The 23,208-nt window shown below is 68.7% G+C and carries 22 protein-coding genes; 12 read left to right on the top strand and 10 right to left on the bottom strand.

Features of this window, described 5'->3' with window-relative positions:
* Nucleotides 1–571 precede the first annotated feature (571 nt).
* The 3 genes from ACZ7CF_RS42055 to ACZ7CF_RS42045 form a co-directional block, all read right to left on the bottom strand.
* Nucleotides 572–1,771: a hypothetical protein gene (locus tag ACZ7CF_RS42055; RefSeq protein ID WP_470372545.1), complete on the bottom strand. Its 1,200-nt coding sequence runs from the start codon at nt 1,769–1,771 to the stop codon at nt 572–574.
* A gap of 356 nt (nt 1,772–2,127) precedes the next feature.
* Nucleotides 2,128–3,177: a hypothetical protein gene (locus ACZ7CF_RS42050; RefSeq protein ID WP_470372544.1), complete on the bottom strand. Its 1,050-nt coding sequence runs from the start codon at nt 3,175–3,177 to the stop codon at nt 2,128–2,130.
* Nucleotides 3,174–3,521, bottom strand: a complete 348-nt coding sequence (locus ACZ7CF_RS42045; RefSeq protein ID WP_470372543.1) for a hypothetical protein — start codon at nt 3,519–3,521, stop codon at nt 3,174–3,176. The genes ACZ7CF_RS42050 and ACZ7CF_RS42045 overlap by 4 nt, the downstream gene beginning before the upstream one ends.
* A gap of 591 nt (nt 3,522–4,112) precedes the next feature.
* On the opposite strand from ACZ7CF_RS42045, the gene ACZ7CF_RS42040 reads away from it, so the two are divergent.
* From ACZ7CF_RS42040 to ACZ7CF_RS42010, 7 genes are all read left to right on the top strand, one after another.
* Nucleotides 4,113–5,090, top strand: coding sequence for a hypothetical protein (locus ACZ7CF_RS42040; protein ID WP_470372542.1), 978 nt, complete (start codon nt 4,113–4,115; stop codon nt 5,088–5,090).
* A gap of 109 nt (nt 5,091–5,199) precedes the next feature.
* On the top strand, nt 5,200–5,424 hold the full coding sequence (locus tag ACZ7CF_RS42035) for a hypothetical protein (RefSeq protein ID WP_470372541.1): 225 nt from the start codon (nt 5,200–5,202) through the stop codon (nt 5,422–5,424).
* Between the two features lie 3 nt (nt 5,425–5,427).
* Nucleotides 5,428–5,856 carry a hypothetical protein gene (locus tag ACZ7CF_RS42030; protein ID WP_470372540.1) on the top strand — a complete coding sequence of 143 codons (429 nt, stop codon included), beginning with the start codon at nt 5,428–5,430 and terminating at the stop codon, nt 5,854–5,856.
* Between the two features lie 162 nt (nt 5,857–6,018).
* A complete protein-coding gene (locus ACZ7CF_RS42025) occupies nt 6,019–6,264 on the top strand; it encodes a hypothetical protein (protein ID WP_470372539.1) in 246 nt (81 codons plus the stop codon).
* On the top strand, nt 6,261–6,827 hold the full coding sequence (locus ACZ7CF_RS42020; RefSeq protein ID WP_470372538.1) for an RNA polymerase sigma factor: 567 nt from the start codon (nt 6,261–6,263) through the stop codon (nt 6,825–6,827). The genes ACZ7CF_RS42025 and ACZ7CF_RS42020 overlap by 4 nt, the downstream gene beginning before the upstream one ends.
* A complete protein-coding gene (locus ACZ7CF_RS42015; protein ID WP_470372537.1) occupies nt 6,824–8,104 on the top strand; it encodes a hypothetical protein in 1,281 nt (426 codons plus the stop codon). Before ACZ7CF_RS42020 ends, ACZ7CF_RS42015 begins: the two co-directional genes overlap by 4 nt.
* 373 nt (nt 8,105–8,477) lie before the next feature.
* Entirely contained in the window at nt 8,478–9,899 is a 1,422-nt protein-coding gene (locus ACZ7CF_RS42010) for a hypothetical protein (protein WP_470372536.1), read from the top strand.
* 95 nt (nt 9,900–9,994) lie between these two features.
* On the opposite strand, the gene ACZ7CF_RS42005 is transcribed toward ACZ7CF_RS42010, so the two are convergent.
* Nucleotides 9,995–11,821 (bottom strand): hypothetical protein, encoded by a 1,827-nt coding sequence (locus tag ACZ7CF_RS42005; RefSeq protein WP_470372535.1) that lies wholly within the window; start codon nt 11,819–11,821, stop codon nt 9,995–9,997.
* Between the two features lie 1,143 nt (nt 11,822–12,964).
* Between ACZ7CF_RS42005 and ACZ7CF_RS42000 the strand changes: the two genes are divergently transcribed.
* From ACZ7CF_RS42000 to ACZ7CF_RS41985, 4 genes are all read left to right on the top strand, one after another.
* Nucleotides 12,965–13,525 carry a hypothetical protein gene (locus tag ACZ7CF_RS42000; protein WP_470372534.1) on the top strand — a complete coding sequence of 187 codons (561 nt, stop codon included), beginning with the start codon at nt 12,965–12,967 and terminating at the stop codon, nt 13,523–13,525.
* 206 nt (nt 13,526–13,731) lie between these two features.
* The gene (locus ACZ7CF_RS41995; protein ID WP_470372533.1) at nt 13,732–13,899 is read left to right on the top strand and encodes a hypothetical protein; all 168 of its coding nucleotides are present in this window, start codon (nt 13,732–13,734) and stop codon (nt 13,897–13,899) included.
* 846 nt (nt 13,900–14,745) lie between these two features.
* Nucleotides 14,746–14,952 (top strand): hypothetical protein, encoded by a 207-nt coding sequence (locus tag ACZ7CF_RS41990; RefSeq protein WP_470372532.1) that lies wholly within the window; start codon nt 14,746–14,748, stop codon nt 14,950–14,952.
* Nucleotides 14,949–16,370: a hypothetical protein gene (locus ACZ7CF_RS41985; protein ID WP_470372531.1), complete on the top strand. Its 1,422-nt coding sequence runs from the start codon at nt 14,949–14,951 to the stop codon at nt 16,368–16,370. Before ACZ7CF_RS41990 ends, ACZ7CF_RS41985 begins: the two co-directional genes overlap by 4 nt.
* A 273-nt stretch (nt 16,371–16,643) precedes the next feature.
* Here ACZ7CF_RS41985 and ACZ7CF_RS41980 read toward each other — a convergent pair whose 3' ends face one another.
* The 3 genes from ACZ7CF_RS41980 to ACZ7CF_RS41970 form a co-directional block, all read right to left on the bottom strand.
* Nucleotides 16,644–17,381 carry a hypothetical protein gene (locus ACZ7CF_RS41980; protein ID WP_470372530.1) on the bottom strand — a complete coding sequence of 246 codons (738 nt, stop codon included), beginning with the start codon at nt 17,379–17,381 and terminating at the stop codon, nt 16,644–16,646.
* Complete coding sequence (locus ACZ7CF_RS41975; protein ID WP_470372529.1) at nt 17,378–19,021, bottom strand: hypothetical protein; 1,644 nt, start codon at nt 19,019–19,021, stop codon at nt 17,378–17,380. The genes ACZ7CF_RS41980 and ACZ7CF_RS41975 overlap by 4 nt, the downstream gene beginning before the upstream one ends.
* A 109-nt stretch (nt 19,022–19,130) precedes the next feature.
* Nucleotides 19,131–19,934 (bottom strand): hypothetical protein, encoded by an 804-nt coding sequence (locus ACZ7CF_RS41970; RefSeq protein ID WP_470372528.1) that lies wholly within the window; start codon nt 19,932–19,934, stop codon nt 19,131–19,133.
* A gap of 190 nt (nt 19,935–20,124) precedes the next feature.
* Between ACZ7CF_RS41970 and ACZ7CF_RS41965 the strand changes: the two genes are divergently transcribed.
* Complete coding sequence (locus tag ACZ7CF_RS41965; RefSeq protein WP_470372527.1) at nt 20,125–20,511, top strand: hypothetical protein; 387 nt, start codon at nt 20,125–20,127, stop codon at nt 20,509–20,511.
* A 56-nt stretch (nt 20,512–20,567) separates the two neighbouring features.
* On the opposite strand, the gene ACZ7CF_RS41960 is transcribed toward ACZ7CF_RS41965, so the two are convergent.
* The 3 genes from ACZ7CF_RS41960 to ACZ7CF_RS41950 all read right to left on the bottom strand — a co-directional run bounded on the left by ACZ7CF_RS41960 (nt 20,568) and on the right by ACZ7CF_RS41950 (nt 23,125).
* A complete protein-coding gene (locus ACZ7CF_RS41960; protein ID WP_470372526.1) occupies nt 20,568–20,987 on the bottom strand; it encodes a hypothetical protein in 420 nt (139 codons plus the stop codon).
* A 64-nt stretch (nt 20,988–21,051) separates the two neighbouring features.
* Nucleotides 21,052–22,389, bottom strand: a complete 1,338-nt coding sequence (locus ACZ7CF_RS41955) for a DnaB-like helicase C-terminal domain-containing protein (RefSeq protein ID WP_470372525.1) — start codon at nt 22,387–22,389, stop codon at nt 21,052–21,054.
* Nucleotides 22,390–22,444: 55 nt separating this feature from the next.
* Nucleotides 22,445–23,125 carry a hypothetical protein gene (locus ACZ7CF_RS41950; RefSeq protein WP_470372524.1) on the bottom strand — a complete coding sequence of 227 codons (681 nt, stop codon included), beginning with the start codon at nt 23,123–23,125 and terminating at the stop codon, nt 22,445–22,447.
* Between the last annotated feature and the right edge of the window lie 83 nt (nt 23,126–23,208).

Raw genomic sequence — 23,208 nt, 5'->3', positions numbered from 1 at the left:
GGACCAGCTCACCCGCGCCGCCCAGCAGCCCCGCGGACGCTGGCCACCACCAGCCAGCGAGGGCGAGTGCAGCTTCGCGGGATGCGCACGCGCTCTAGACGCGTTCTCCAAAAGCGCTAGCGCGTCAGCGTGACGCACGCCCCGTTAACAGCGAGCGTCACCACGTCAACGAGACGCCCGCGCCGCTGCTGGCCAACACCGACGACGCCGCGTGGCTCGACGCCGACCTGGCCGCCCGCAGCGCCGAGCTGCAACGGCCGCCATGACGAGCTCGGCCTGGACGAGCAAGCCTTGGCGCTACTCGACCGAGTGCACCGCGACTTCCGGCCGAGCCAGCACGCACCTACCCGCCGCATCACGGGAGAGGGCTCAGGACGAATGCGGCCAGGCGAAGTCCACCACCACATGCTCGAGCGCCTGCAGCACGACAACGTGTATCACGACGCTCCCCCGGCGAGCAGCACCGGCGCCGAGAGCGGCGCGCTCGACGACCCGCCACCAACGCCACCACACCACGACGACGCCCGGCCGAGGCGCGGTGCACGTGATGGCCGACACGGGTGAGCACCCGTCAGCGGATAAGGCCGCGGACGACCTCACCGCTCAGCAGCGGCTTGTCCTCGGGGCCCTTGACGTACGGGCCCCGGTAGATGACCTTGTGCCGCTGCTCGGACGGGTACCACTGGCGGACCTTGTGCATCCGCACCACCCACCGATGACGCCACTGCCGACCCGGCTCCCCAAGGTCGTCCTCGCCGGCCGGTGCGGCGGCAGGCCGCAGGCGTGTCACCCGCACCTCGGGCGAGACGCCGGCCTTGTCCGCGGCGACCCGCGCGGAATGACGGACCTCGGCAGGCTCGGTCACGGCGACCTGCTGCTCGCACAGGCGCCAGAACGCGTAGAGAAACCGCATCGCGAAGCTGTCGTCGTGGTCCTCGATCTCACTGCCCGGCGTGTACTCGCCGATCACCCGGTCCTCGTCGAACCCCAGCTGCCGCACGCCTTCGCGGGCCTGGTCGCCGCTGCGCCGCGCGACCTGGAGGAAGTCGGCCAGGTTGTCGCGCTGCTCGTCGGTCGGAGTCAGGCCGAAGGGCCAGCAGCGCATGGCGTCCAGCATCAGCGGCGGCAGCGGGGTTCCCTGCGCGCGGGCCATGTCCTGGAAGTCGAGGAACGAGTCAGGCCGTACCGGGCCGTGCGCGTCGTGGTACACCGAGAATCGCACCGCGGGCTTCTGCTCGAACCCACCGCGTTCGGGGTCGGGCATCGAGAGCTCGATCGGGGACCGCCAGTGGTAGGCGCGGTCGTCGCCGAGATTGCCGTTGATCGCCTTGACGAGCAGCGGATGCGGCAGCACCAGCACACCGGACGGGCTGGGCAGGTCCTCCGCGGACAGCAGGCTCAGGTCGTCCAGGGTGAGCGTCTGCGCTGCGGCGACCACCACGTCGCACATCTGCGGGCTGATGATGTAGAGGTCGGCCTCGCCCAGCCAACGAGCCTCGTCACCCAGCACCCGCTCGGCGGCCTGCATCCAGTTACCCGGCCGCCACGACTGCGGATAACCCAGGCCGACCAGCAACAACGACACCGCCACCGACTGCGCCGTCCGCACGTCGGTCTGAGCGCTGAGGTGCTTCACCTTCACCTGGAAGTCCGACAGCATCCGCGACGCCTGCCACGCCCGCGCGATCGGCGCGTCCCGCAGAAACCGCATGGTCCCGATCCGGGCATCCCGCGCCGCACGAGCGCCGCCCGCCGCCGTCCAAGGCTTCACCTTCCGTTCCCCCACCCCGCACCCACGCCTTCGTCATCGCGGCCACCGGACACCTCATCGTCACCGATCCAGCGGCAACCCAGCAGCGCGGCACGCCCACCACCCGACGTAACACTCACCATCACCCGGATGCCAACCGCCAGGACGCAGCGGCCGTGCGGGTCTCTACCGGCTCCACGGTGGCGTCGAGGGGTGGGGATCCGCGCCGCCTGCTCGACGACGCCCCTGCGCTCGTCGACGTCGACGAGATGTGGACGACGGACGGCACCGGCATCGGGGACGCGCGGGCGACCCGCCGTCGGCGTCACGCACGCCGAGACGTGCGCCCGGCAAGCCCGAGGCGGTTCGAGCTCAGCTCAACCCGCTGGGGAGCTGAACATCGCGTCAGGCAGGTCCTGGCCGGTCATGCGTCGCTGCTCATCTTCCTCGGTCGGGGTGCCGAGCACCCGCGCGATAACGTCGAGCGCTCGCTGCGACAACGCGTCGTCGTTGATCTTGAAGCGCGCCGGGCGAACCTCACGGTTGGCCCACCTGACGGCAGGATTGCCGACCTTGCCGGTGCGGAACTGGCGGTGAGGATCCGGCATCCGGTCGATCAGGCGGTACCTGTGCAGCAGGTCCGTGGCACGCCAGGTGGCCCGTGTGATCCGGAATATCGCCTCCCGCTTCTCGGCGGTCACGAACACACCCTGAGCTTGATGGTCAGCGGGAAAGGTGTGGCGCAGGTATGCCAGCAGAAGGTAGACCGCCAACTCCGTGTCGGTCAGCGCGAACACCCACAGCTCGGTGAAGAACTGCCGTGGAATGCGGATGCCGGTTCCCGGCACCAGGTAGGCCGGGTGCTCCTCGGCGGTGCTCGCCTCCGACCGCAACGCGAACGCGTCGTAGTCGCGGCGCCCGCCTGCGTGTCGCGCGATATAGACCAGGTGCTCGTCCTCAAGCGCACGCAGTGCTTCGGTGATCTGCCGGATACGCAGTCGCTGCGCGCTTCGGCCGGTGTGGGGCGTCGGCGAGGTCTCTGCCAGCACGAGCTCACGCCAGGTCCCGTAGTTCTCGTCGGCCTGACCGATGATTGGCCGCACATTGCGAACCCGCTCGCCCGGTTCGGCGCGGCACTGCGCGTCGAACAGCAACAACAGCAGCAATCGCAGCTGCAGACCACGTGACTTGATCAGCCGCGGCAGCACCGGGCCATGAGGGTGGTCGGGGCGCCTGCCGACGAACTCCTCACGCACGATGATGGACTCCGGCCGGCGGCCCCGCTCCCACACTTCCCTCAACCCACTGCGCACTCCGGCCGACAGCGGCTCGCCGCCCCGGTCACGCGCCTCACGCAGCGCCCGCACGCGAGCCAGGCGTGCGGCCTGTTGCCGCTGGGCGTACCCGGCCCCCGCCTCGGCGGTCATCGCTTGTTCCGCAGCACCAGCACGAACTGGGTGAGGTGCGAGAGCACCAGCAGGCAGTGCCTGCGGGTAGCTGGCCTGCGTGCCGTGAGCGCGATCAACGCCACCAGCACGACGCAGATCGTCACCACGCTCACTGGAAGCGCGAGCACCGCCAGCACCCAGCTCCCGGAATCGAATCCAACACCCATGTCGTCGTCTTCTGACCTTCGAGCACAAGCCTGGGCGGCCGAGCTCCTGTCCTGCCGTCGCAGCGGGCGATCCTCACCGCGACCCAGCAGCTCGGTGAACACCGTGCTGCGAACACCACGATGAATGATCAACTTCGGTTTGTCCCGCGTGATCATCTCGGCCTGAACACCTCTCAACGGCCACAAATCTCTTCACTTCGTATCAAGGTCTTTGTGGCCGTTGAGAGGTCGTCGTTGAAGGGGTTGGATTCGTAGGCCCCGAGGCCTCGACAGCCCGCGCCTGACATGGTGGCGGTGCCGCGCGACATCCGCCGCTGAGCTGCGCTGGTCGTCAGGTCAGGTTGATGCCGTTGGGGAAGTCGGTGATGTCGAGGGTTCCGGCGAGGTCGCCGTAGCCGGCCATGATCTGCTCCGCGAACTCCTCGGCGGCGCCGTCGAGGTCTCCGGCTTCGAGCAGGTCGGCCAGGACGTCGCCGTCGATCTCGGCCTCGTGGATGTCGCGGGTGCCGTCGGTACCACCGCCGTAGGCGACGGGGATGCCGGCGCCGATCGAGGCGTGGGTCTTGCCGCGCAGCGCCTGGGCGGACCGTCCGGATAGTCACAGCGGTCGGTGTCGCGTTCGCGGTCGGCGCAGGTTCACAGCGTGCGCAGCACTAGCTGGGTTCAGCTCATCACAGACGGCACCGCACTACGCTAGCGGCACACGGAGGTCACAGGGCAAGTACCCGTAAGAGTCGGGAGATCAGTGTGGAGCAGGTGCCGCCGCCACCTTCAGAAGCGGGGAAGGCCATCGCGGCAGAACTGCTTCGCGTGCTGCAGGCCCATCCAAGGTTCTACGGCCGTCGTCTGCAGCCGTGGATGTACAAGATGCGTGAGTGGCCGGGCAAGGTTGTACCCACGAACGAGATCCAGATCCGGGCGGCGGTGCTGACTCTGATCAGCCGCACACGTTGGCCCGGTTCGGAGCGCAGCACGTTGATCGAAGAGTTGACACCGCTGTACGAACAGGGTTGGTGTAACGACGCGATTGTTCGGGCGATGGAGTTCAACCCCGACGGCGAACGAGCGTATGCCTGGCACACTGGCACGGACGACGGCAAACACCGTGGCGTGCTCACCGACTACATCCAGTCGCGTCTAAGGACTTGGCGCCAGGCCGACCCTGACAGCCTCGCGAGCGTGAAAACCCACATTCCCCCAGCCCCGATCGAACGCGCGGTGTCATTCGACGAGTGGGCATATCGCATGTGGGAGGTCTACGGCGATGGGGAGCGTAATGCCACCAGCAATCACATAACCGCTGAACAGGCCAAGGCGATCTACGACCGCAACCACCGCCATCGAGGTACTCCGCTCGACCGAAGTCGGCAACGCGCTCAGCGTCACCGGAAGGCCACGCTCAACCTTGAAGAACTTGGCAGCACCATCCCTGTGGTGAACACCGTCCCCGAACACGCGTTTCTTGACGCTCACGATGACCTTGCGCTCATTCTCGACTCCGATGTGCTCAACGCACTGCACGCGTTTGTCTCGGCACGTCAACGAGAACACCGCCACCTATCGACACTGCGTAATGCACTTTCGCGCGCCAGACACAACGCCGCAATCAGCCGCCAGAGGGCATCGTTGCCCGAAGTCGCCCGACTCGTTGCCAGTGTAGTGGATGCGAATGGAATCGCCGCTTCTCACGCTAGCCTGCGCTACTTGATCGAACGAACACGTTGATCGGCTTTGATGTGAACAGTTCAGATCTTGCTGAGTGCTCAGGTTCGAAACGAGTTGACGTCCTGGTCTGGGACTCGAAGAGGATCCCCCTCGGCGGTACGGTGTAGCCATGAGTCAGCCGCAGGACCGCGAGCCCACCGATGCGCCGGACGCCGCAGTCCCGGCGCAGGCCGCGACCGATGCCTGGGCTGGGAGTGCGCAGGCGCGCTGGGAAGCTCGGATGGCGGCTGGGTTCGTCATGCTTCAGGACCTCGGCCCACGTCCGCCCGCCGAGCTCATGCAGCAGGTACGCAAAGACCTGCACGGCACGTCCACGCCGCAGTCCGCCGGCTGAGCCGTGCTCACCGGTCTCAGCGGCTGGGTGCTCGACACACCGGCCATCGCTCTTTTCGCCCAAGGACACCCGTACGCCCGTGCCGTGGTCTGGGCCAGCATGGAAGATGGCAATTCCCTCGCCATCCCCGGTGCCGCCCTCGCCCAGGCCTACGCCGTCACACCCCGGCACGACCACGACGCCCTGCGGGCGCTCGTCGAGCTGCCGATCACCGTGGTCGACCCGCTCGACGCTGTACGGGCACGAGACGTCGGTGAGCTCTTGGCCGCAGCCGACCAGCCTGAGGCGCTAACCCACGAGCCGTCGGCCTTGGCCGCGGCGCACGCGGTGCTGCTGTACCGGCTGCGAGACTGGCCAGTGGTCACCGACCGCACGATCCTGCTGCACGCCATCCACCCCCGAGTCGAAGTCCGGCTGGTCCGGGACGCCTGAGGACAGACCAAACTCGGTGTGTCCGAGATGGCCCCACAGATCAAGCGCCCGTTCAGACCACTGGTCCGATCGGGTGATCACGGGTGCGGAGTCCTGACACTCGACCAGTGCGGCGCCACTCAGTCATGACACCGTCCCCGCTGACTCTGCTGTGAGGAACCGATGCATGAGGCGCTCACGACGATCGGGCTCGTGCTCGGACCGTCACTACTCGGACTGGCCGGGCTGGCCCTACGGCTGCGATGGCACGCCCTGTGCGACCAACGACGCCAAGACACTCTGCGCGCGCTCACCGCGCACCTGCCCACCACCGGTGTCGTCGTCGAGATCCGCGACGTCCGCGACGACGGCAGCCACCTCGAGATCCGCACGACGCCAGCCGCCGATCCGCACCGGCGGCCCAGGTGAACGAACCCGACCGTGCCGGGTCCGCCGGCGCCGCTGCCACTAATAGCGAGCCGGGCCCCACCAGTGCCAGGACCGAGGCCGACGATGCCGCGTTCGCCGAGTTCTACCGCGCGCACGCAAAATCGCTGGTCGCATTCCTGCTCATGCAGGGAGCCAGCCTCGCCGACGCCGCGGAACTCGCCCAGGACACCCTGAGCACCGCATACCAAAGCTGGCTCACCATCGAGCACCCGAAAGCATGGACCCGCCAAGTCGCGTCACGCGCGCTGATCCGCCGCAAGCTCACCGAACGCGAAACCCCGGTCGACCAACTCCCGCACCCCAGCGCACTGCTGCGCGGTGACGTCGACATCGAACACTGGGAACGCCAACACGACCTGCTGCGCGCACTGAAGGGGTTATCCCACCGGCAGCGGCACGTCATGGCACTGCACCTGCACGGCCTGCCCAGCACCGAAATCGCCGCCGAACTGGGCATCACCCCCGGCGCGGTCCGCGAACACCTCAGCCAAGCCCGGCACACCCTGCGAACCTGGTTCTTCCCCAAGGACGGTGACGCGTGAGCACCGACGACCCTCAGCTCGAAGCCCGGCTCGACACCGGCAGCGCCGCCCTGAACGCCGCCCTGGACGACGTTCTCGACCTCGACGCCGGACTCGCCGACGCCCGGCTCCCCCGCCGCGGCACCCAGCTCACCCGCGCCCTGGACGACGTCCTCGACCTCGACGCCGGACTCCGCCACATCATGCCGACCCCAGCCTGCCCCCAGACGTCACCGCGCACACCCGAGTCCGAGCCCCCGAGCACGCTCTTCGCGTACGCCGCCAGGTTCGCCACGCTCCCCGTCCACGAACGGCTCGCCTCCCGCACCTGGTTCCCTACAGACGATCTGGCCACCGCACGAACGGCGCAGGCTCTGAAAATCCATATCCAGTCCCTCGCGCGCGTCCTCGACCTCACCCGTGACTACGTCCTAGACCATGACCGCGTCGGCGCCCGCGACCGCGCTCTCGCCATCGCCCGCGATCTCGCTCGCAACCTCACCGTCGCCCGCGACCGCGTCCTCAACCTCGTTCACGCCCTCGGACCCGACCGTGACCCCACCAACGACCGCGTCATCGATCTCGCCGTTGATCTCGCCCACGCCATCGCCCGCGATCTCGTTCACACCCTCGCCATTGCCCTCGACCTCACCTACGACCGCGACCGCGTCCTTGACTCCACCGGCGACCGCGTTCTCCACATGATCAGCAACCGCGTACTCATCTTCATGAGTGACCTCACCCGCGCCCGCGACCTCACCCGCGCGCGCGGGCGGATTCTCGCTTTCGATGGCGACCCCGCCCTCGCCCGTGCCCTTGCCCGTGCCCTCGCCAGCGACCTCACCGAGGCCCTCGACAACGTCCTCGACCTCGACGTCAACCTCGCCCGCGCCCGCTCCCTCGCCCTCGCCCGCGCCCGTGCCCTCGCCTTCGAGCAAGCCCGCATCGACCGCCTTACCCTGGGTCGCCGTCGCGCTCACGATCTCCCCCACGATCTCGCCCACGCGCTCCGTCTCGACCGCGACCTCCGCGAGGTCGCGCATCAGGACTTTGATCGTTGGCTGATCAGTGCGATTGACCAGCTGGATACAGCGTTGAACAACATGGTCGCCTGCGACCTCACGGACGTTGATCTGCACGGGATCCCGCTAGACGGCGTGCGCTGGTCACCGACTACGACACAATGGCCGGCGCAGTGGGCGGAGCACATCCGGCACAACTCTGTCCAGATCGACGATGACCTGTACGAAGTCCAGCCGGGAACCACCTACCGCCATCACCACATCCCCACAACCTGACCGTCAAAGGCTTCCTGAGGGTGTCGGGCCTTTGATGGTGGAGACCGCGGTCCATAACTGGTTGGTGGAGTCGCCGTGGCCAAGGCCGCGCGATAGGCGTGGAGTGGTGGCGGGCTGTCTTCCAGTATCAGGACTCGAGCATAGCGTCGACGAAGGCAAAGACGTCCTCGGCATTGCACGTGTCGGCGACAAGACCTGCGACAGTTCACTGAATTTCGCGCCGGTCGTCTACCTCCGCTTGATCCACCGATCGGCCAAGTGAACCGCACGCCACCTACCCGACGACGCCTAACGCCACAGGATCTGGCGATACCCGCCGCTAGGCTGCGTTGTCGCTCGCAGGGCAATGCATCGATGGGTGAAGGGTTGCGCGATGGGATTGTCGGACTGGTTAGCCGGGCGAGAGCAGAAGCAACCGCCGCACGACCGCCAGCCTGTGCTTCGGGAGGACGAGGTGAAGACCCAGTTTCAGCCATTCATCCCCTTGCAGGAGATGCCGGCCGCGCACCAGCCCGCACCGTTTCTGGGCCCGCGGACGTTCGACAGAGTTCCTGGCTTCGTGTTCTTGTGCTGGGAAACCACGGCCGGGGTCCTGGCGGCCGCGTATCCCGTGCTCGGTCAGACGCGCTCGTCGCGGTCGCTGTGGGTGCGGGAGTTCGACTCGAGCATCCGCTGCCTGATCGAGGTCGCCGATCAGGGGTTTCAGACGCCCGATGGTCCGGACGTATACGACCAAGCGCTTAAAGAAGGTTCCCGTCAACAGCTGTGGCGCTACTACGCGCGGGCGATTGGGCAACCGGCGCCGTACTGGCCGTGGAACCTGAACTTCCAGGAGCTGATCGAGCGGTGGAGGCCGGGCAACGAGGCGATCGTCGCGGTTCCGGAACAGTCACCGGACATGACGCCGTTGCTGCAGCTGGCTGCGCTCTACGAGCACGGCAGCCCCACTCACCGCGTGCTGATGTACTACTACCTGCGCGGTGTGAAGGACGCATCGTCCGGCACTGCGGTCGCGCTGCAGTGTTTCGATGACGCCGACGATCCCGACAGCAACATCTTCAAGAAACTGCGGGACCAGCTCGTGCTGGCCGCCCTCGCCATCGAGGCCCCCGAGCCCAGCAGTATCGACGATCTGGGCGAGCACGCCCTGCGGGCGGTGTTCTCCGGCCTGATGGAGCGCCGGGACACTCTCACGGTGCAGGTGGTGCACGCCCTGCGTCAGTGGGGCGTGAGGGAGTACATGCCGTTCGCGACCGTGGAGCGCTACCGGGTCGGGAAGGTGGCGATGCTCGGAGAGTGGCTGCCCCGGCTACAGGAAGTTCCGCCCTACGTGCCCAACCCGGGCTTCGCCGGACTCACCAGCGACGTGGATCGTCCCGGACGGCGGTTCCTCGACCCGGCCACCGGAGCCCCGGTCCTTGAAGGACTGGGGCATAACGGAGAAGTCGAGCAGTACATGACGCTGCTCCCCCGCCGACTGCCCACCACTTCTCCGCTGGCCGAACTGATCATCGACGGTGCCGGCCACTCGAACTGGATCCGCGTCGAGGACGGCACGCTCTACCCCGCCCCCGCCGGTGAGTACGACGTGTCCTGGGGCTACAGGGGATCCGGCTACGGGCCGCTCGTCGAGCGACTACTCGACGACATCACCTCACCACCGATCGACAGCTGGATCGACCCGTCCGACAACGAGCTGACCGCGCTGACCAAAACCCCGATGCCCAACGGCACCGCCCTACCTCGCGCGCAGCTCGAAGCCGCCCGCCGCCAGCGGAGGTCACGCTGGGAATAGATCAGGTCATGTCCTCAGCGGCTGGAGCCCGTCCGCTTGGGGTGAAGGCGATGCTCGCGCGCCTTGTCCGCACGCGAGCATCGCTTTCTGGTGGGTCAGCGGTCGGTGTCGAGTTCGGCGGCGCGTTTGCGATCGGCGCGGGCCCACAGCCGCAGCTGGGGCCAGGACAGGCGCAGCGGGCCCTTGGTGGTGGAGATCGCGGTCCACAGCTGGCTGGTGGTGTCGCCGGAGCGCAGGGCCGCGCCGTAGGCGTGGGCGTTGGCGGGGTCGTCGCCTAGGGCGACGCGCAGCAGTGCGCGGTAGGTGGTGGCCGGGGTGCCGCCGCCGTAGCCGTAGCCGAATGCGTCGCGGTGTCCGCCGGGCAGCAGCGGTACCGGGTCGACGCGCATCTGGCCGTCGGCGGTGGGTGTGAGCGCGAGCAGCGTGGTGGTGGTGGTGCCGAGCTCGGCGTCGCCGGCGAGCACGGTCTGGTCGGTCCATTCGCTGACCTGGTCCAGCGAAACCGGCCACTCGGCGAAGCTCCAGAACGAGTCGTGGGTCAGCTCGGCGACCAGGACGTAGCGGCCGTTCGGGTCGCGGTAGGCCTCGCGGACGCTGTCGAGGCGGTGCTCGCCCAGCACGCGGTGCACCCGGCGCAGCCGCAGCGCGGCCGCGACGTCGACCGGGGTCAGGGTCTTGCGCCAGGCGTCGACCACGGGACCGCCCCAGGGGGCGGAGTAGGAGGCGTAGCCGTCGTCGGCGACCGGCACGTAGTCGCCGGAGGCGTCGCTGATCGTGCCGGCCATCTTGGCCGCGGCCTTGAGCTGCCAGCGCAGCAACTCGATCGCCTCGGCGTAGGCCTCGCCGCGCGGGTCGTCGACATCCAAGTCGGCCTCGATGGCGCGCAGCTCGGCGAGCTCGGTGCCGACCAGGTCGGTGTCGGTGACCAGCCGGGCGCCGGTGAGGCGCTGCTCCAGCTCGATCGGTGGGGCCGGGCGGACCGGGCGGCACACCAGGTACCAGCCCTCACCGGTGTCGGGCAGCCGCTCGTGCGCGGCGCGCACCGTGCCCAACCCCTCGGCGGCGTCGACGGCCAGCGCCGCCCACGCGGTGGGGAACTCACCGGGCAGGTCGTGCTCGAGCGCGCGCTCGAGGCGGGCCTGCACCGCGGGCCAGGCGGTGACGGTGTCCGGGCAGGTGAACGTGCGGTCGTAGGACAGGGTCTGCTCGGCGTTGTCCACCGTGTCGGTGTCGTCGACCCACAGCGGGATCGGACGGCCCAGCACCGCGGCGATCTCGGCGATATCCATCTGCCCCACCCAGTTCGCTCTCGGCTCGGCGGTACCGGCGAGGTCGGGGACGCTGCGCTGGATCCAGCGGCGAAAGCCCCTGAACATGCCGGTGTCGGCCTGCTCGTCGGCGTCGTCGCCGGTGGTGACCAGCTGGTAGACGTAGGCCTCCGGGGCACGCTGGCGCAGGTGCGCGGACAACTGCTGCTCCAGCGGCATCATCACGACGGCATCGGCCCACCAGCGCGGCTCGATCAGCTCGGCGGCGTAGCGGGCGAGCCGGTCCTTGTGGTCACCGCCCTGATCCCCCAGCGGCTGCAGATAGATGACGTGGCCGTGCTCGGTGTCCCACACGATCACGTACATCGCCTTGTCCCGCCGGCCGAAGCGCACCACACCGCGCTGCAGCTCGGCCGCCGGGCTCGTGGCCGTCGGCGCCCGGTACAGCCACAGCGACTCCGAGCTGACCGCCCGGCCCGTGCGGGCACACCACGCGTCGATGGTCGAAGCCCACCAGAACGGCCGGCCACCGGCGTCATGGCCGTTCGGGCGCGGCAACTTCGACGGCGTCTCGGCGAACATGCCCCGCGCGCGGCCCTCGGAGATCCCGGCCCGGCGCGCGAACTGCGCCAGCGTGTACGGTTGCCGATCCATCGGCTGACCCATGCACTTCCCTCCTATGCCCGAGCGGTTTCGCTCGCACATGGCAACCATACACAACAGCCCAAGCGGAAACGCTTGGGCTGAGGTTGATTGCACTCGAATGAACGAGCGGGGATCAAGCAGAGTGCGCGAGAGGAACAGCGCCACACGAATCGGCGCTGAGGATCGAGGGGCTCCACACGCGGGATCATGCTCCGCAAGGGGAGCCGGGCTCGTGCACATGACGTGGCTCAAGGCGCCACAGCAAGCTGATGCGACAAGTACTGCAGAGGCAGCACGGCGTGATCGGGTGCGGTGCGCGCAATCAAGCGCGGTTGATGGGGCGGTGCCCCACCGCGCCAGCAAAGGGGCACCACCTAACCCGGAGACGTCCAAGCCACAGGACACGCTCGTCGGGATGACCGCCGGCGGCATTGCTCCCTCATCACCGGCAGTACAACCCTAAAAGATCCAGACGCTCGATGCAGGGCGGCAGGACGATGTGGGACGGGCCTGTCCCAACTGTTTGTCCTGCTCATCGTCGTTTGGAAAGGCATCTTCCAACGGCGAGCGGCGACCTGGGGCCCAGATCGGGACGAGGTGGGACGTCTCAGCGGGCAAATTCGGACGCACATATGTCCGATCCGAGTCACCGATACGGGCAGGATGGGTCTGGTCCGGTAGACGCTCGACGGGGAGAGCGACCAGCCGACGGTGGTGCGCCAGCCGCCGTGCTCAGGCCTTCTGCCCGGACGATCCGTGATCCGTTCAAGTCCAAGCCACAGTCTGGAGACCGTTCCCGTGCCTCTTGCTCTGCTGACGCCACCGAGATGGCGCCGCGGGGTTGCAGTCCCCGTTGCCCGAGTGCTCGCCGCGAGCGCGCTGTTCGCCGGTGTCGTCGCGTTGCCAGCGACCGGCGTGTCCCGGCGGATCGTCGAACTCGCCGCAGCCGGGGCCGTGGCCACCGTTCTTCTCGCCTGTCAGCCCGCTCGCGGGCGACACAGCGGGGATCGCCTGCGGAGCCGGGGGTGAGTGCGGAACAGCGAGTTGGCCATCGTCATGTCGTCGAAGCCGAGCAGTCCCGTGTCACGGGACGATCACGTCAACCGTCCGCGGCGTGCGACGGTGCGGATACATCAGCCAGGAATCGAGTCGATGAAGTGGGGGCCGCAGGACGCCCCGCCGGGCGCCCGGCGGCTGACCGCGCCCGAGCGCACCTTTGGCAGCGTTGAGGAGTTCCTCGACGGCCTGCGGCAGATGCAGCGCGCCACCGGCACGTCGTTTCGCATGATCGAACGCAGGACCGACGGCAAGCTGCCCCGCACGACCGCGCACAACATGGTCAAGCCGCAGCGCGTCGTGCTGCCAGCCCGCGCGGAGCAGATCGGGTACTTCGTCACCGGCTGCGGCGGGTCGGCGATGGACGCGAGCTTCTGGCTGGAGCAGTGGCGCCGGCTGCGGTCCGGCCGGAATGAACACCGCGCAGCACGACCTCAGCCACATCCTGACGCACCGGCACAAGCAACGTCGGCACCCGCGTCGCGGTTCGAGACGCTGCCGGTGTCGCTGCCGCCGGGCAAGACCATCGGGAAGCGGATCAAGAGGCTGGTCGAGCGCCGCTTCGCGATCTCGATCAAGGGTGTGCTGGTGGTCGTTCTCTACACGATGCTGATCGTCGTGGTCACGCTGGTCGTGCCGCAGCTGTTCACGCGCTGAGCACACCGGGGCCTCGTCGGTCGGCACGTCACGAACAAGCTGGTCGGCGGCGCTCTACGCGTTCGCGGGGCGCCGAGGACCACGGCGGCGAGTCGTGTCTGCGCACCGCGGCAGGCTCGCGGGCGGCGTGACGAACCTCGAGGAGGCCGAGACGACCTCCGGCAGGCACGGCGGGTCGCCCCACACCGATAGAGCTCAGCGAGGGGATGCCGATCGTGGAGGAGGCGACGGTCGACAAGTTCGAGGGGATCAGGAGCGAGGCGAACACGGAGCCCGAAGGCCGGCTCGGGCAGCTGGCGGAACTCCTCGCGCACCCGCGGCGCCTGCGCCGAGAACGTGCCCGCCGGGATCGGCGCGATCTCAGCAGCGCCTGACCACCGAATATCCTGGGGTGGCGGCACCAGGGTGCTTGGGCTCGCCGCAGCAGAAGGCAATGTCTCCTTGTGCGTCCCATGTAAACCGCAAGCCCTCCAGTCTTACTTAACTGGAGGGCTTGACCTGGGCGGTTCTTGCGCCAACAAGAGTCCGCTCGCTTCCCCATTGCGCATGACTGGACCAACAGCTATGGCATCGGGTGCACGTCTCCCAACCGGGTGACGGCTCGTACAACGTAGCAGCGATGCCCGGAGAGCGGGCCACCTAGCGATTCCTCTCACAACAGGAATATTCGCACCCTTGACATCGGCTGTGGCCAGTTTGGAAGTCGCCTACCTGCCGCTATACGCCTATCCGGTCGCCACGCAGGCGATCATGAGCCCTCGGGCGCTGTCACCTATTTGGGCTTCCAATTAGAGAGTATGGAGGCTTTTGCAAGTGTTCTGGAAGCTCTTGGAAGAATTGGGAACGAATTGGAAAGCCAGCATCACGCCATACATCCGATCATGGGCTGACCAGGGCAATAGTTCGGCGTCAGCCGAGTTGCGTAACCGTGACCCCGTGCGGCAGTCTGATCGTCACCTTCAGAAGGGCAGCGAATAGAACAAGATCATCCTGGGCCGCACCGGCGAGTAGCGCCAACTACTCGTCATCACTTGCGGCACGTTTTCCTCAAATGACTGGACCAATTTTCTTCGGACGGGTTGCGGACCTTCACGGGCGCAGCCCGCTCCGGCAAGCAGCTGACGGCAAGGAGAGTGCGCTTGTCCCCGAACGACCGGCTCGTGCATCGAATCGGGAGTCCCCCATCGGACCCCGCACGAGCTGCTCTTACCTACCCCCTCGTGCTCGTGCTCACGCTCGCGCTCGGTTTCACCGGCTGGCTGATGGCCCAGGGCTACCCCTGGCACCAGGCCGCGATGATCACTTTCTCGATCATCGCCGGGACGATGGTGATCACGAAAACCCCGTGGGGACGCGCGGTGCGCGGGCTCAGGCGTCTGCGCCTGGCGCAGGACGACGTGGAGCGCATCGAGGCGGCACTGCGGTGAACGAGCAGCAGACCGTGGCCGAGTTGATCGCCAAGCACGGAGGAGCGTCAGACCAGCCTCTCCGCGTACGCACTCGACGCCGTGCCGAGGAGCAGAAGACGACGGCGATCAAGAACTTTCACAGCAACCTCGTCGAGGTGCTCAAGGAGTTCTCCCGCGACGGCCAGGCACGTGTCGCACAGGCCGTGCAGGAAGCGATCAAGGCCGACCACCTCCTGGGCTGGCACACGTACATGATGTCCCTGACCAACGGCAACGTTCCCCCCGAGCGCGTAGCGAAGCTCAGCCAGGTCTACGCGCTCGTGAACGGACCCAGCTCCTTCTTCGCGACCGGCCAGCAAGACCCGCACGCGCACGCCGGTGTCGCCCAGCGGGCAGCTCCACCTCCTGCTTCGCCTGTGCGACGCCCGGCTCCACCCCCTCCGCCTGTGCGACGCCCGGCTCCACCCCCTCCGCCTGTGCGACGCCCGGCTCCGCCGCCCAACACGGCGGGCATGACGGGTGCCGGCCTGCCACGCCGCCCTGCGCCAGGACCACCGCGGCATCAACCTCTGGTCGGTACCGCAGACTGGGAGCTGACAGCCACGAACGTCGCGGACTTCATGAGGCTGCTCCGGCTGGTACAAGACCGCTCCGGCCTCAACGCCCACCAGCTGGCCAAGATCACGGGAATCCCGGTGAGCTCGACCTACCGGATGTTCAGCGAGAAGACCACGACGCTCCCGACGAAACCGAAGTACATCGGAGGCCTGATGGCTGCCTGCGGGCTCCTGCCACCGCAAATCGAGCGCGTGATGGCTATCTGGAGAACCCTTCGCTTCGAGCAGCAGGCAGCGAAAAGCACCGCCAACGCCGCACCGGTAGCCAGCACTTCGCCGGCTACCAACACGTCACCGGCAGCAAGTGCCTCGCCGGCAGCCTCCGCCGTGCCAGCTGCCGGCCCCCCGGCTGTCAGCGCCTCGCCGGCGGAACCGCAGGAGCCTCGCGAACGCGCGCAGGGGCGGCCCGACCCCTCACCTCGCCCGGCACGCTCATCCCGACCGCCTCGACCGACCGCAGCGCAAGTGGCCGCGGCTCGTGATTTCTTACGGGAGAAGGCGGCGGTCTCGAAGACGGAAGCCTCGTCGGACGAGAAACCTGTCTACCTCACCAAGCGCCCCGGGGTTCCCACTCGGCACGCCCGTCGTGCGCGACGAGCTCGCCGCGCACGCCTGCTGAAAACGCTCATGTCCAGCATCGTGTCCGCGCTGCTGGTGGCAGGAGCGCTCACCCCCGCAACGAACGACCCGATAGCGCGCAAGCTTCATCCCCACTACGACGTGCCCACAGTGGACGATCGCTCCTTGAGGATCCCGACGACATCGGCACCTGCGCCGATGATCGAGAAGGAGCCAGCCACCACCGTGCTGACCATGTGAGCAAGCCAGACAACGACAACAACCCATCAACGAAGCCCACCCGCGGCCTGACCGCGATGTTAATCAAGGCGCCGCGGCGAGCTGCAGCACAAACACGAACAAGGCCCGTCCCGGCGTTGCCGGGACGGGCCTTCGATCATGCCGGGCAGAACACCGCAGATCGGCGGCGATCTCTTCTGGGCTGGCCATGAGGTGTTCCTCCGTTGCTGTGCTCGGGCCGGAGTGGCCGTCGCGCGGGGGGTATTTCAGGGCCGGGGGGACCGGTGGCGCGGGTCAGTTCAGGTTGATGCCGTTGGGGAAGTCGGTGATGTCGAGGGTTCCGGCGAGGTCGCCGTAGTCGGCCATGATCTGCTCCGCGAACTCCTCGGCGGCGCCGTCGAGGTCTCCGGCTTCGAGCAGGTCGGCCAGGACGTCGCCGTCGATCTCGGCCTCGTGGATGTCGCGGGTGCCGTCGGTACCACCGCCGTAGGCGACGGGGATGCCGGCGCCGATCGAGGCGTGGGTCTTGCCGCGCAGCGCCTGGGCGGCAAGAGCGGGGCCGGCGGCCTGGGCGGAGGCCTCGGCCTGGGCGATGGCGTCGGCGACGGTGGCGGCGATCTGCTGTTCGGTCTCCAGCTCGCGTGCGGTCTGGGCGGACTCGAACTCGGCGTCGAGGTCCTGGCGGACCAGCGCGCGGGCCAGCTCGATCACGGCGCCGACGCGCGAGGCCGGCGGGTGGGCACCGAGCCACCGGCGGGCGGTGCTGGCCGCCTTGCCCTCGTGGGCGGCGATCCAGGAAGCAGCACCGCGGCCGTGGTGCTCGCGGATGACGTGTACGGCGTCGGCATGGTCGCCGATCTGCGCGAGGGCCTCGGTGAGGGTGGCTTCGTAGGTGGCGATGGCGTGTGCGGCGCGGGCGTCGGCCTCGGCGCGGATCTCGTCGGCCTCGGCCTGGGCGTCGGTGGTGGCGGTGGCGATGAGCCGTGCGGCTTCGGCTCGGGCGAGGTCGTTGACCAGGTCTTCGAACTTCATGCGGCGGCTCCCTGGTGTTCGGCGGCCTGGAGCGCCTCGCGCCAGGTCTTCGGCCGACGTCGGCGGTAGGTGGTGAGCAGGTCGTCGGTGATCCGCACGGCGCGGCTGATCTTCCACCGGCCGGGCCGCGTGCTGATCTCGATGGCGGTCAGGGGCGTCAGGGTGCCGGTGGTGGTGTCGCGCAGGTAGGGCACGGTGACGCCGTTGACGGTGGCCAGGGCGTCAACGGTGATCCAGACGGAGTCGCGCAGGCCGCCGTGCACGGTCCACCCGGCGGTGGTGAGCTTGTCGAGTGCGCGCAGGGCGTTGGCGTTGGCGGTGGCGATGATCATGTCGTACCAGTCCGGGCGCAGCCATCCGGTCGGCTTGCGGGTGCGGGAGTCGACGTTGTAGGCCGGGGAGCGCAGCAGCGCGATGAACTGGGAGTACAAGCGCTTGAGCGGCAGCAGGGCGATCTGCGCGGGGTGGGTATCGGGTTGGCCGGCGCCTGCGGTCATGAGGGTGGTCCGGCCCTGTTCCACGGTCTTGGCCCACCGCGCGCAGCGCTTGCCGTAGGCGGCCTGGCTCGTCGTCTTGCGGGTGCGCGGGTCGAGCACCTCGACGGTGTGCCACACGACCGCCTCGGCCACGTCCAGGACGATGCCGTGGTCGCGCGCGAGGTAGGAGGCGAGCGGGGTGGGCAGGGTCGAGCCGGGGACCAGGCGTGCGAAGACCGCGCGGGCGTGCGAGGGCAGTCCGGACACGTCCGGTGCCGAACCGAGCACGAGGTAGCCGGGGATCTTGACCAGGTCCAGCAGCTCCCACCCGGCGAGCTGGTCGACGTCCAGCTCGATCGGATCGCCGTCGCCGAGCAATGCGCTGGACATGGCGGCGAGGTACTGGGCATTGACGTCCAGCTCGACGACCAGGCGGCCGGGCTCGGGCGGGAGTTCCGTGTCCAGCCAGCCGAACCGCAACGCCATGTGCGCGGCCTTGGACAGCTCCCACACCCGCGAGTCGGGCGAGATCGGCACGGGGCGGCTGATCTTGGGGTAGCGGTCGGCCAGCCACATCGCCAGGCACATCGCGGTCCAGCCGGTCCACGACACGTACCGCAGCGGGTCGCCCTCGACCTGCAAGGCGTGGTGCCAGGCGTCCAGGCCCGCGGCCATCTCGTCGTCGGAGATTTCGGGGACCGGCCGCTGCTCACGCTTGGCGCGCAGGGTCAGCTCCGCGCGCACCGAGTCGGCGAAGGCGCGCAGCTCGTCGACCGCGCTGTGCCGGTCGCGGAAGCGCGCGGGCCTGGCGGTACGCCGGGATGCTGCGGCGGCCGGGGCGGCCGGGGCGACGTGCTGCTCGACCATGGAGGCCGGGGCCGACGTTGCGGCGTCGGGAGTCGCGGGACCGGGCCGAGGCGCGGGTGCGGCTGCAGGTGCGGTGGCGCCTGCCTCTTTGGCCAGCCGGATCTCGGTCTTGCGCGCGGCACGCCCCACGGCCTTGACCTTGTTGAGCATGGACTCCCGGCGGTCAGCGGGGGCGAACTCCTCGACCAGGGCGTAGACGTCGAGCAGCACGCCGGTGTCGGTCTGGCCGGCCTCGCGCAGCACGGCGGTCAGCTCACCGCGGCCGATCAGGTCGGCCCAGGTCTCGCCGCTGGTCATGACCGCCCTCGACCGGTGACCGTAGGATGGGTGGTGAAGGACATGGAGAACCCCATTCTGTGTGTCCTGCCCCGGTCGGTGTGGCTGCACTGGCCGGGGTTTTTGCTTGTCAGGGTGTGTGCTGGGCGGGCGGCTCGTCGGGCATCGCGCCCTCGCCGAACAGTCGCTCGGCGGCGGTGAGCTTCTCCAGGCGCAGCGCCGCTTCTCTGCGGATCAGGGCGTCGGCGGCCGTCTGGGAGTCGTGGTTGCGCAGCGCCAGCTCGGCCGCGTCCTGCACCTGTTGCGGGTTCGGCTGGCCGGTGTGTCCGGGGGGCAGCGCGCCGGGAATGTCGGTGGCCAGCTGAGTCAGCAGCTCGGCCTGGCCGGTCGGCGCGACGTCGAGGCGACCGAGCGCTTCGGCGACGCGGGCCGCCACGACCAGGCGGTGCAGCAGCGGCGACATAGGGCCGGTGATCCGCTGCTCCAGCGGCCACGTGCTCACGGTCAGCAGGGCACGCACCGGGCGCAGGGTGCTGTGGTGCAGAGTCGGCGCGATGTAGAACGCGCGGCCGTCCGGCGCGGATCGCCAGGAGCGTTTCTCGTCGCGGAGCAGGCTGGTTGCCACGCCCAGCTCGACACCCCACAGGCCCCGGCACACCTGGTCGATCAGCCGTGGTGCGGCGGGCACCGTGAGCAGCGTCAGCACCTGGTGGACACGGTCACGAAGAGCGGTGGCCGCTCCCCTGCCCGCCGAGGCTGGCGGCATCACGGGGACGTCTTCGACCTGGACCAGGGCATGCCAGGCCCGTTCCGCGCGGAGCAGCTCGGCGCGCAGTGCGAACGCGCGGTTCGTCTGCTCGTCCGCGAGCGCGGCACGGACCCGCGTACGCAGGTCCGCCATCTCCGCTTCGAGCACGTCTAGCGAGTTGCCCATAACCACACCATACCAGTGTTCCAGGAAATTCCAGCAATAACCTGGTTGGCCGTGTCGCTGCTGGTCAAGAGGGCAAGAAGGCTTATCGAGCCTGCGGCGCGGCGGCGATTTCCTGGCGGAACAGCGGGCCCTTCAAGGTGGCGGGCCTGGCCATGTGGGCTCACCAGGCGTGTCGTTACGCTTCGTGCCTATGAGAGCACTTTCCGTTATTCCACTTCTGCTGGCAAGCCTCGCCCTCGGGTTGGCAGGATGCGGCGCGAATCTCACCGTCGAGGAGAAGTACAAGCACCTGCGCGAGGTCGCCGAGAAGGGCGCCGACGCGCACTTCGCTCTGATCAACGAGAACAAGGAGACCACCAGAGAGATCTGCGACCAGCACTACTCCGTGTTCGTCCCGGACGGCGCGCCCCACGAGCAAAACGGCTCGTTCAGCAGTCCGGAGTGGCGACAGCTGTCCAAGGACTACTTCATCGACAGCTGTGTCAAAGGCGAACCACGCGTGATCCAGACGCGCTCGACCGCACCCAGTGCAACGTCCACTTCGTCGCCTCCATCGTCTGCCCCCGCGGCTCCCTGAAACGGACCAGCGCAGGCGTCTTGGAGTCGCCTGCGCAACCATCACGACAGGTGGTGCTAAGGAGTGGTCGCTGGTCCGCCGGCCTCGTCGAGCGTGCGGTCTGGAAGCAGGCCGCCGGGACCGAACAGGGGCCGTCCCCATGCCCGGCAGATCTCGTCGGCGCGTTCCAGCCACTCCCGCCTGGTGTTCACGCCCTCCATCGGCACGCCCCAGATTTCGGCGACCTCGTCGGCGCGCAGCGGCCTGTTCCAGTCGTCGACGCCGATCCGACCGGGCTGGGGCGCGTATTCGAGTAACCGCAACGCGGCTTCACGTGCTCCCGGCTCGGCCGCGAAGATGGCGGAGATCCGGCGCTGCAAGTCGTGGTCCTCCGGCTCCGATGCCCTGACGTGCCGGCCGTAGCGTCCGCCACGGCTGAGATCGGCCAGGGCGGGCCGGGGGCGGCGGGCCGGAGGTTCGTGTGACTGGTCAGGCATCAGGGCCTCCACGTGTCGTTGTCGTTGCCGTATAAGGGAAACCGCCACGAGACGTTGGCCGTGGTCACACTTCCTCGAAACGCTGACGGCCGAAGTCGGCGACCATGCGCACGCTGCCGGTCGGGCCGAAGCGGTTCTTGTCGAGGTCGAAGTCCACCAGGCCGCTCGGGATCGGCTTGCCCTGCTCGTCCTCGTCGAACACTTTGTTGAGCAGGATGACCGCCGAGCCGAACCGCTCCAGCGCGCCGGAGCCGTACATGTCGGTCATCTGCAGTTTCCGCTCCGCGAGGGCGGCACCGCGGTTGGGCTGGACCAGGGCGACCACCGGAACGCCGAGTTCTTTCGCCATGTCGTCCAGCTCGCCCACCACGTACTCGATGCGCTCGCGCTCGGGCAGGCGCGGGTCGTCGGCCTTGATGAGCTGGACGTAGTCGATGGCGAGCAGCTGGCAACCGTGCCGCTTGACGTCGACGCGGGCCTGGGCGCGCAGCTGGGCGGCGGTCATCCGGGGGTCGCGGATGTGCACACGCCGGCCGATGCGGGCCAGGGCAGCGTTGACGGCGTCGCGCGTCTCGGCGAGCAGGTCCAGCTTGGGCCGCATCATCTCGCTCATCGGCACGCGCGCGGCCGTCGACAGGAACCGCCGGGACAGGTCGGACCGCACCATCTCCAGGCTGTACACCCCGACGTTGTACTCGCGTTCGGCGGCGTCGGCCGCGATGCATTGCAGCGCAACGGTTTTACCCGCGCCGGGCATACCCGCGAGGAAGTAGCACCCTCGGCCGCGCCAGCCGCCGCCGAGGTGTTCGGCGTTGAGCTTGGGCCAGGGCGAGGGCACCACGGTCAGGCCGAGCTCGGCTTCCTGCTGGGCCTGCTCCCAGGCGTCGAGCAGCGTCGAGGGCCGGTCGATCGTGCCGACGCTGGTGTCGATCGAGCCCAGCATCTCGATCGCGCGGTCGACGTCGCCGTTGCGCAGGCTCTGGTAGGAGGCGGTGAGCACCTGCTCGGTAGCGCGGTGCCGGTGCCCCTCGGCGATGATGTCGACCAGGGTTTCGGGGGAGCCGGGCAGCAGCGACAGGCTCAGGTCGGCCAGCGACGCGACGAACTCCTCGGCGCCGGGCCGGTCGCGCAGGTGCCAGGCCACCGCGGGCACGTCGGCGTCCAGGCCGGCCTCGGCGCGCTGGACCAGGTACTCCCACACCTCCTGGTGGCGCAGGCCGGTGAAGTACTCGGGGGGCAGCTCCAGCACCGTGCGCGACATCGCCAGCGGCGTCTTGAGCATCATCGCCAGCAGGATCAGCTCCTGCCTGCGGGTGTCGCGGCTGACGGGGTCCTCGGCCTCGGCGAACACGTCGAGCACCGTCGTGGCGGACGACGTTGAAGCAGCGGTGGTCTTAGCCATGGTGAGCAGGCCTTTCGAGCTGGGCGGCACAGGCGTGACGGGGCAGGAACTGCGGCTACTGGGCGTGGGCCGCCGACACCGCGGCGAGCAGGGCGTCCCGGCGGGCCTCGATGAACTGCCGCGCCGCTGCCGGGACGATGACCTGCACGTACTCCAACGCGCCCGCGTCGCCGCGTTCCGGCGCACGCCAGTCGCGAGTGCCGAGGAGCTGGTCGGCACGATCAGCTCCGGACTCCCCCATCGCCAGCAACCGCTCTACTTCGGCCTCTCCGGCCGACAGGACCCGGTCCCGCGAGTTACCACCCTCCGCAGCACCGGCGAGGCCGTCAGCGGGCCGCTCAGGGCCAGCAACGCTGCCCTGGTGATCATTGCCGGACGGGGTGGACTGGCCCCGCCACGGCAGGGTGTCCTGCTCCAGCGGCTCGGCCTGGATGCGCTGCACCCACTCGTCGAGTTTCGGCCCGAACGCCCTGACCAGGTAGACCACGCCGTTGGCCTCGGGCAGCGCCAGGCACGCGATCTCCGTGGCCTCGGCCAGCGTGACCTTGCCGCTGGTGATCGCCGCGCACATCGCCGCCTGGATCGCGTTCACGTCGCCACGGTTGAGCACGAAGCCCGGCTTGTTCTTCTCCCGCTTCCACCGCGCCCAGTCCAGCCGCCGGATCACCGTGCGCACCTCGGCTGCCAGGCGCTCGTCCCGGCCCGTGGCGGGCGGCATCGCCGTCCCGCCCGGCACGGGCTCGATCGATCCTTCGATCTCTCCTTCGGAGATCGAAGATCGATCAATCTTAAGGTGGCTCCCGTTTTGGGAGCCAGTGC

The organism is Lentzea sp. NPDC036955 (assembly GCF_055608005.1).
This window is presented reverse-complemented; position numbering and strand designations above follow the sequence as displayed.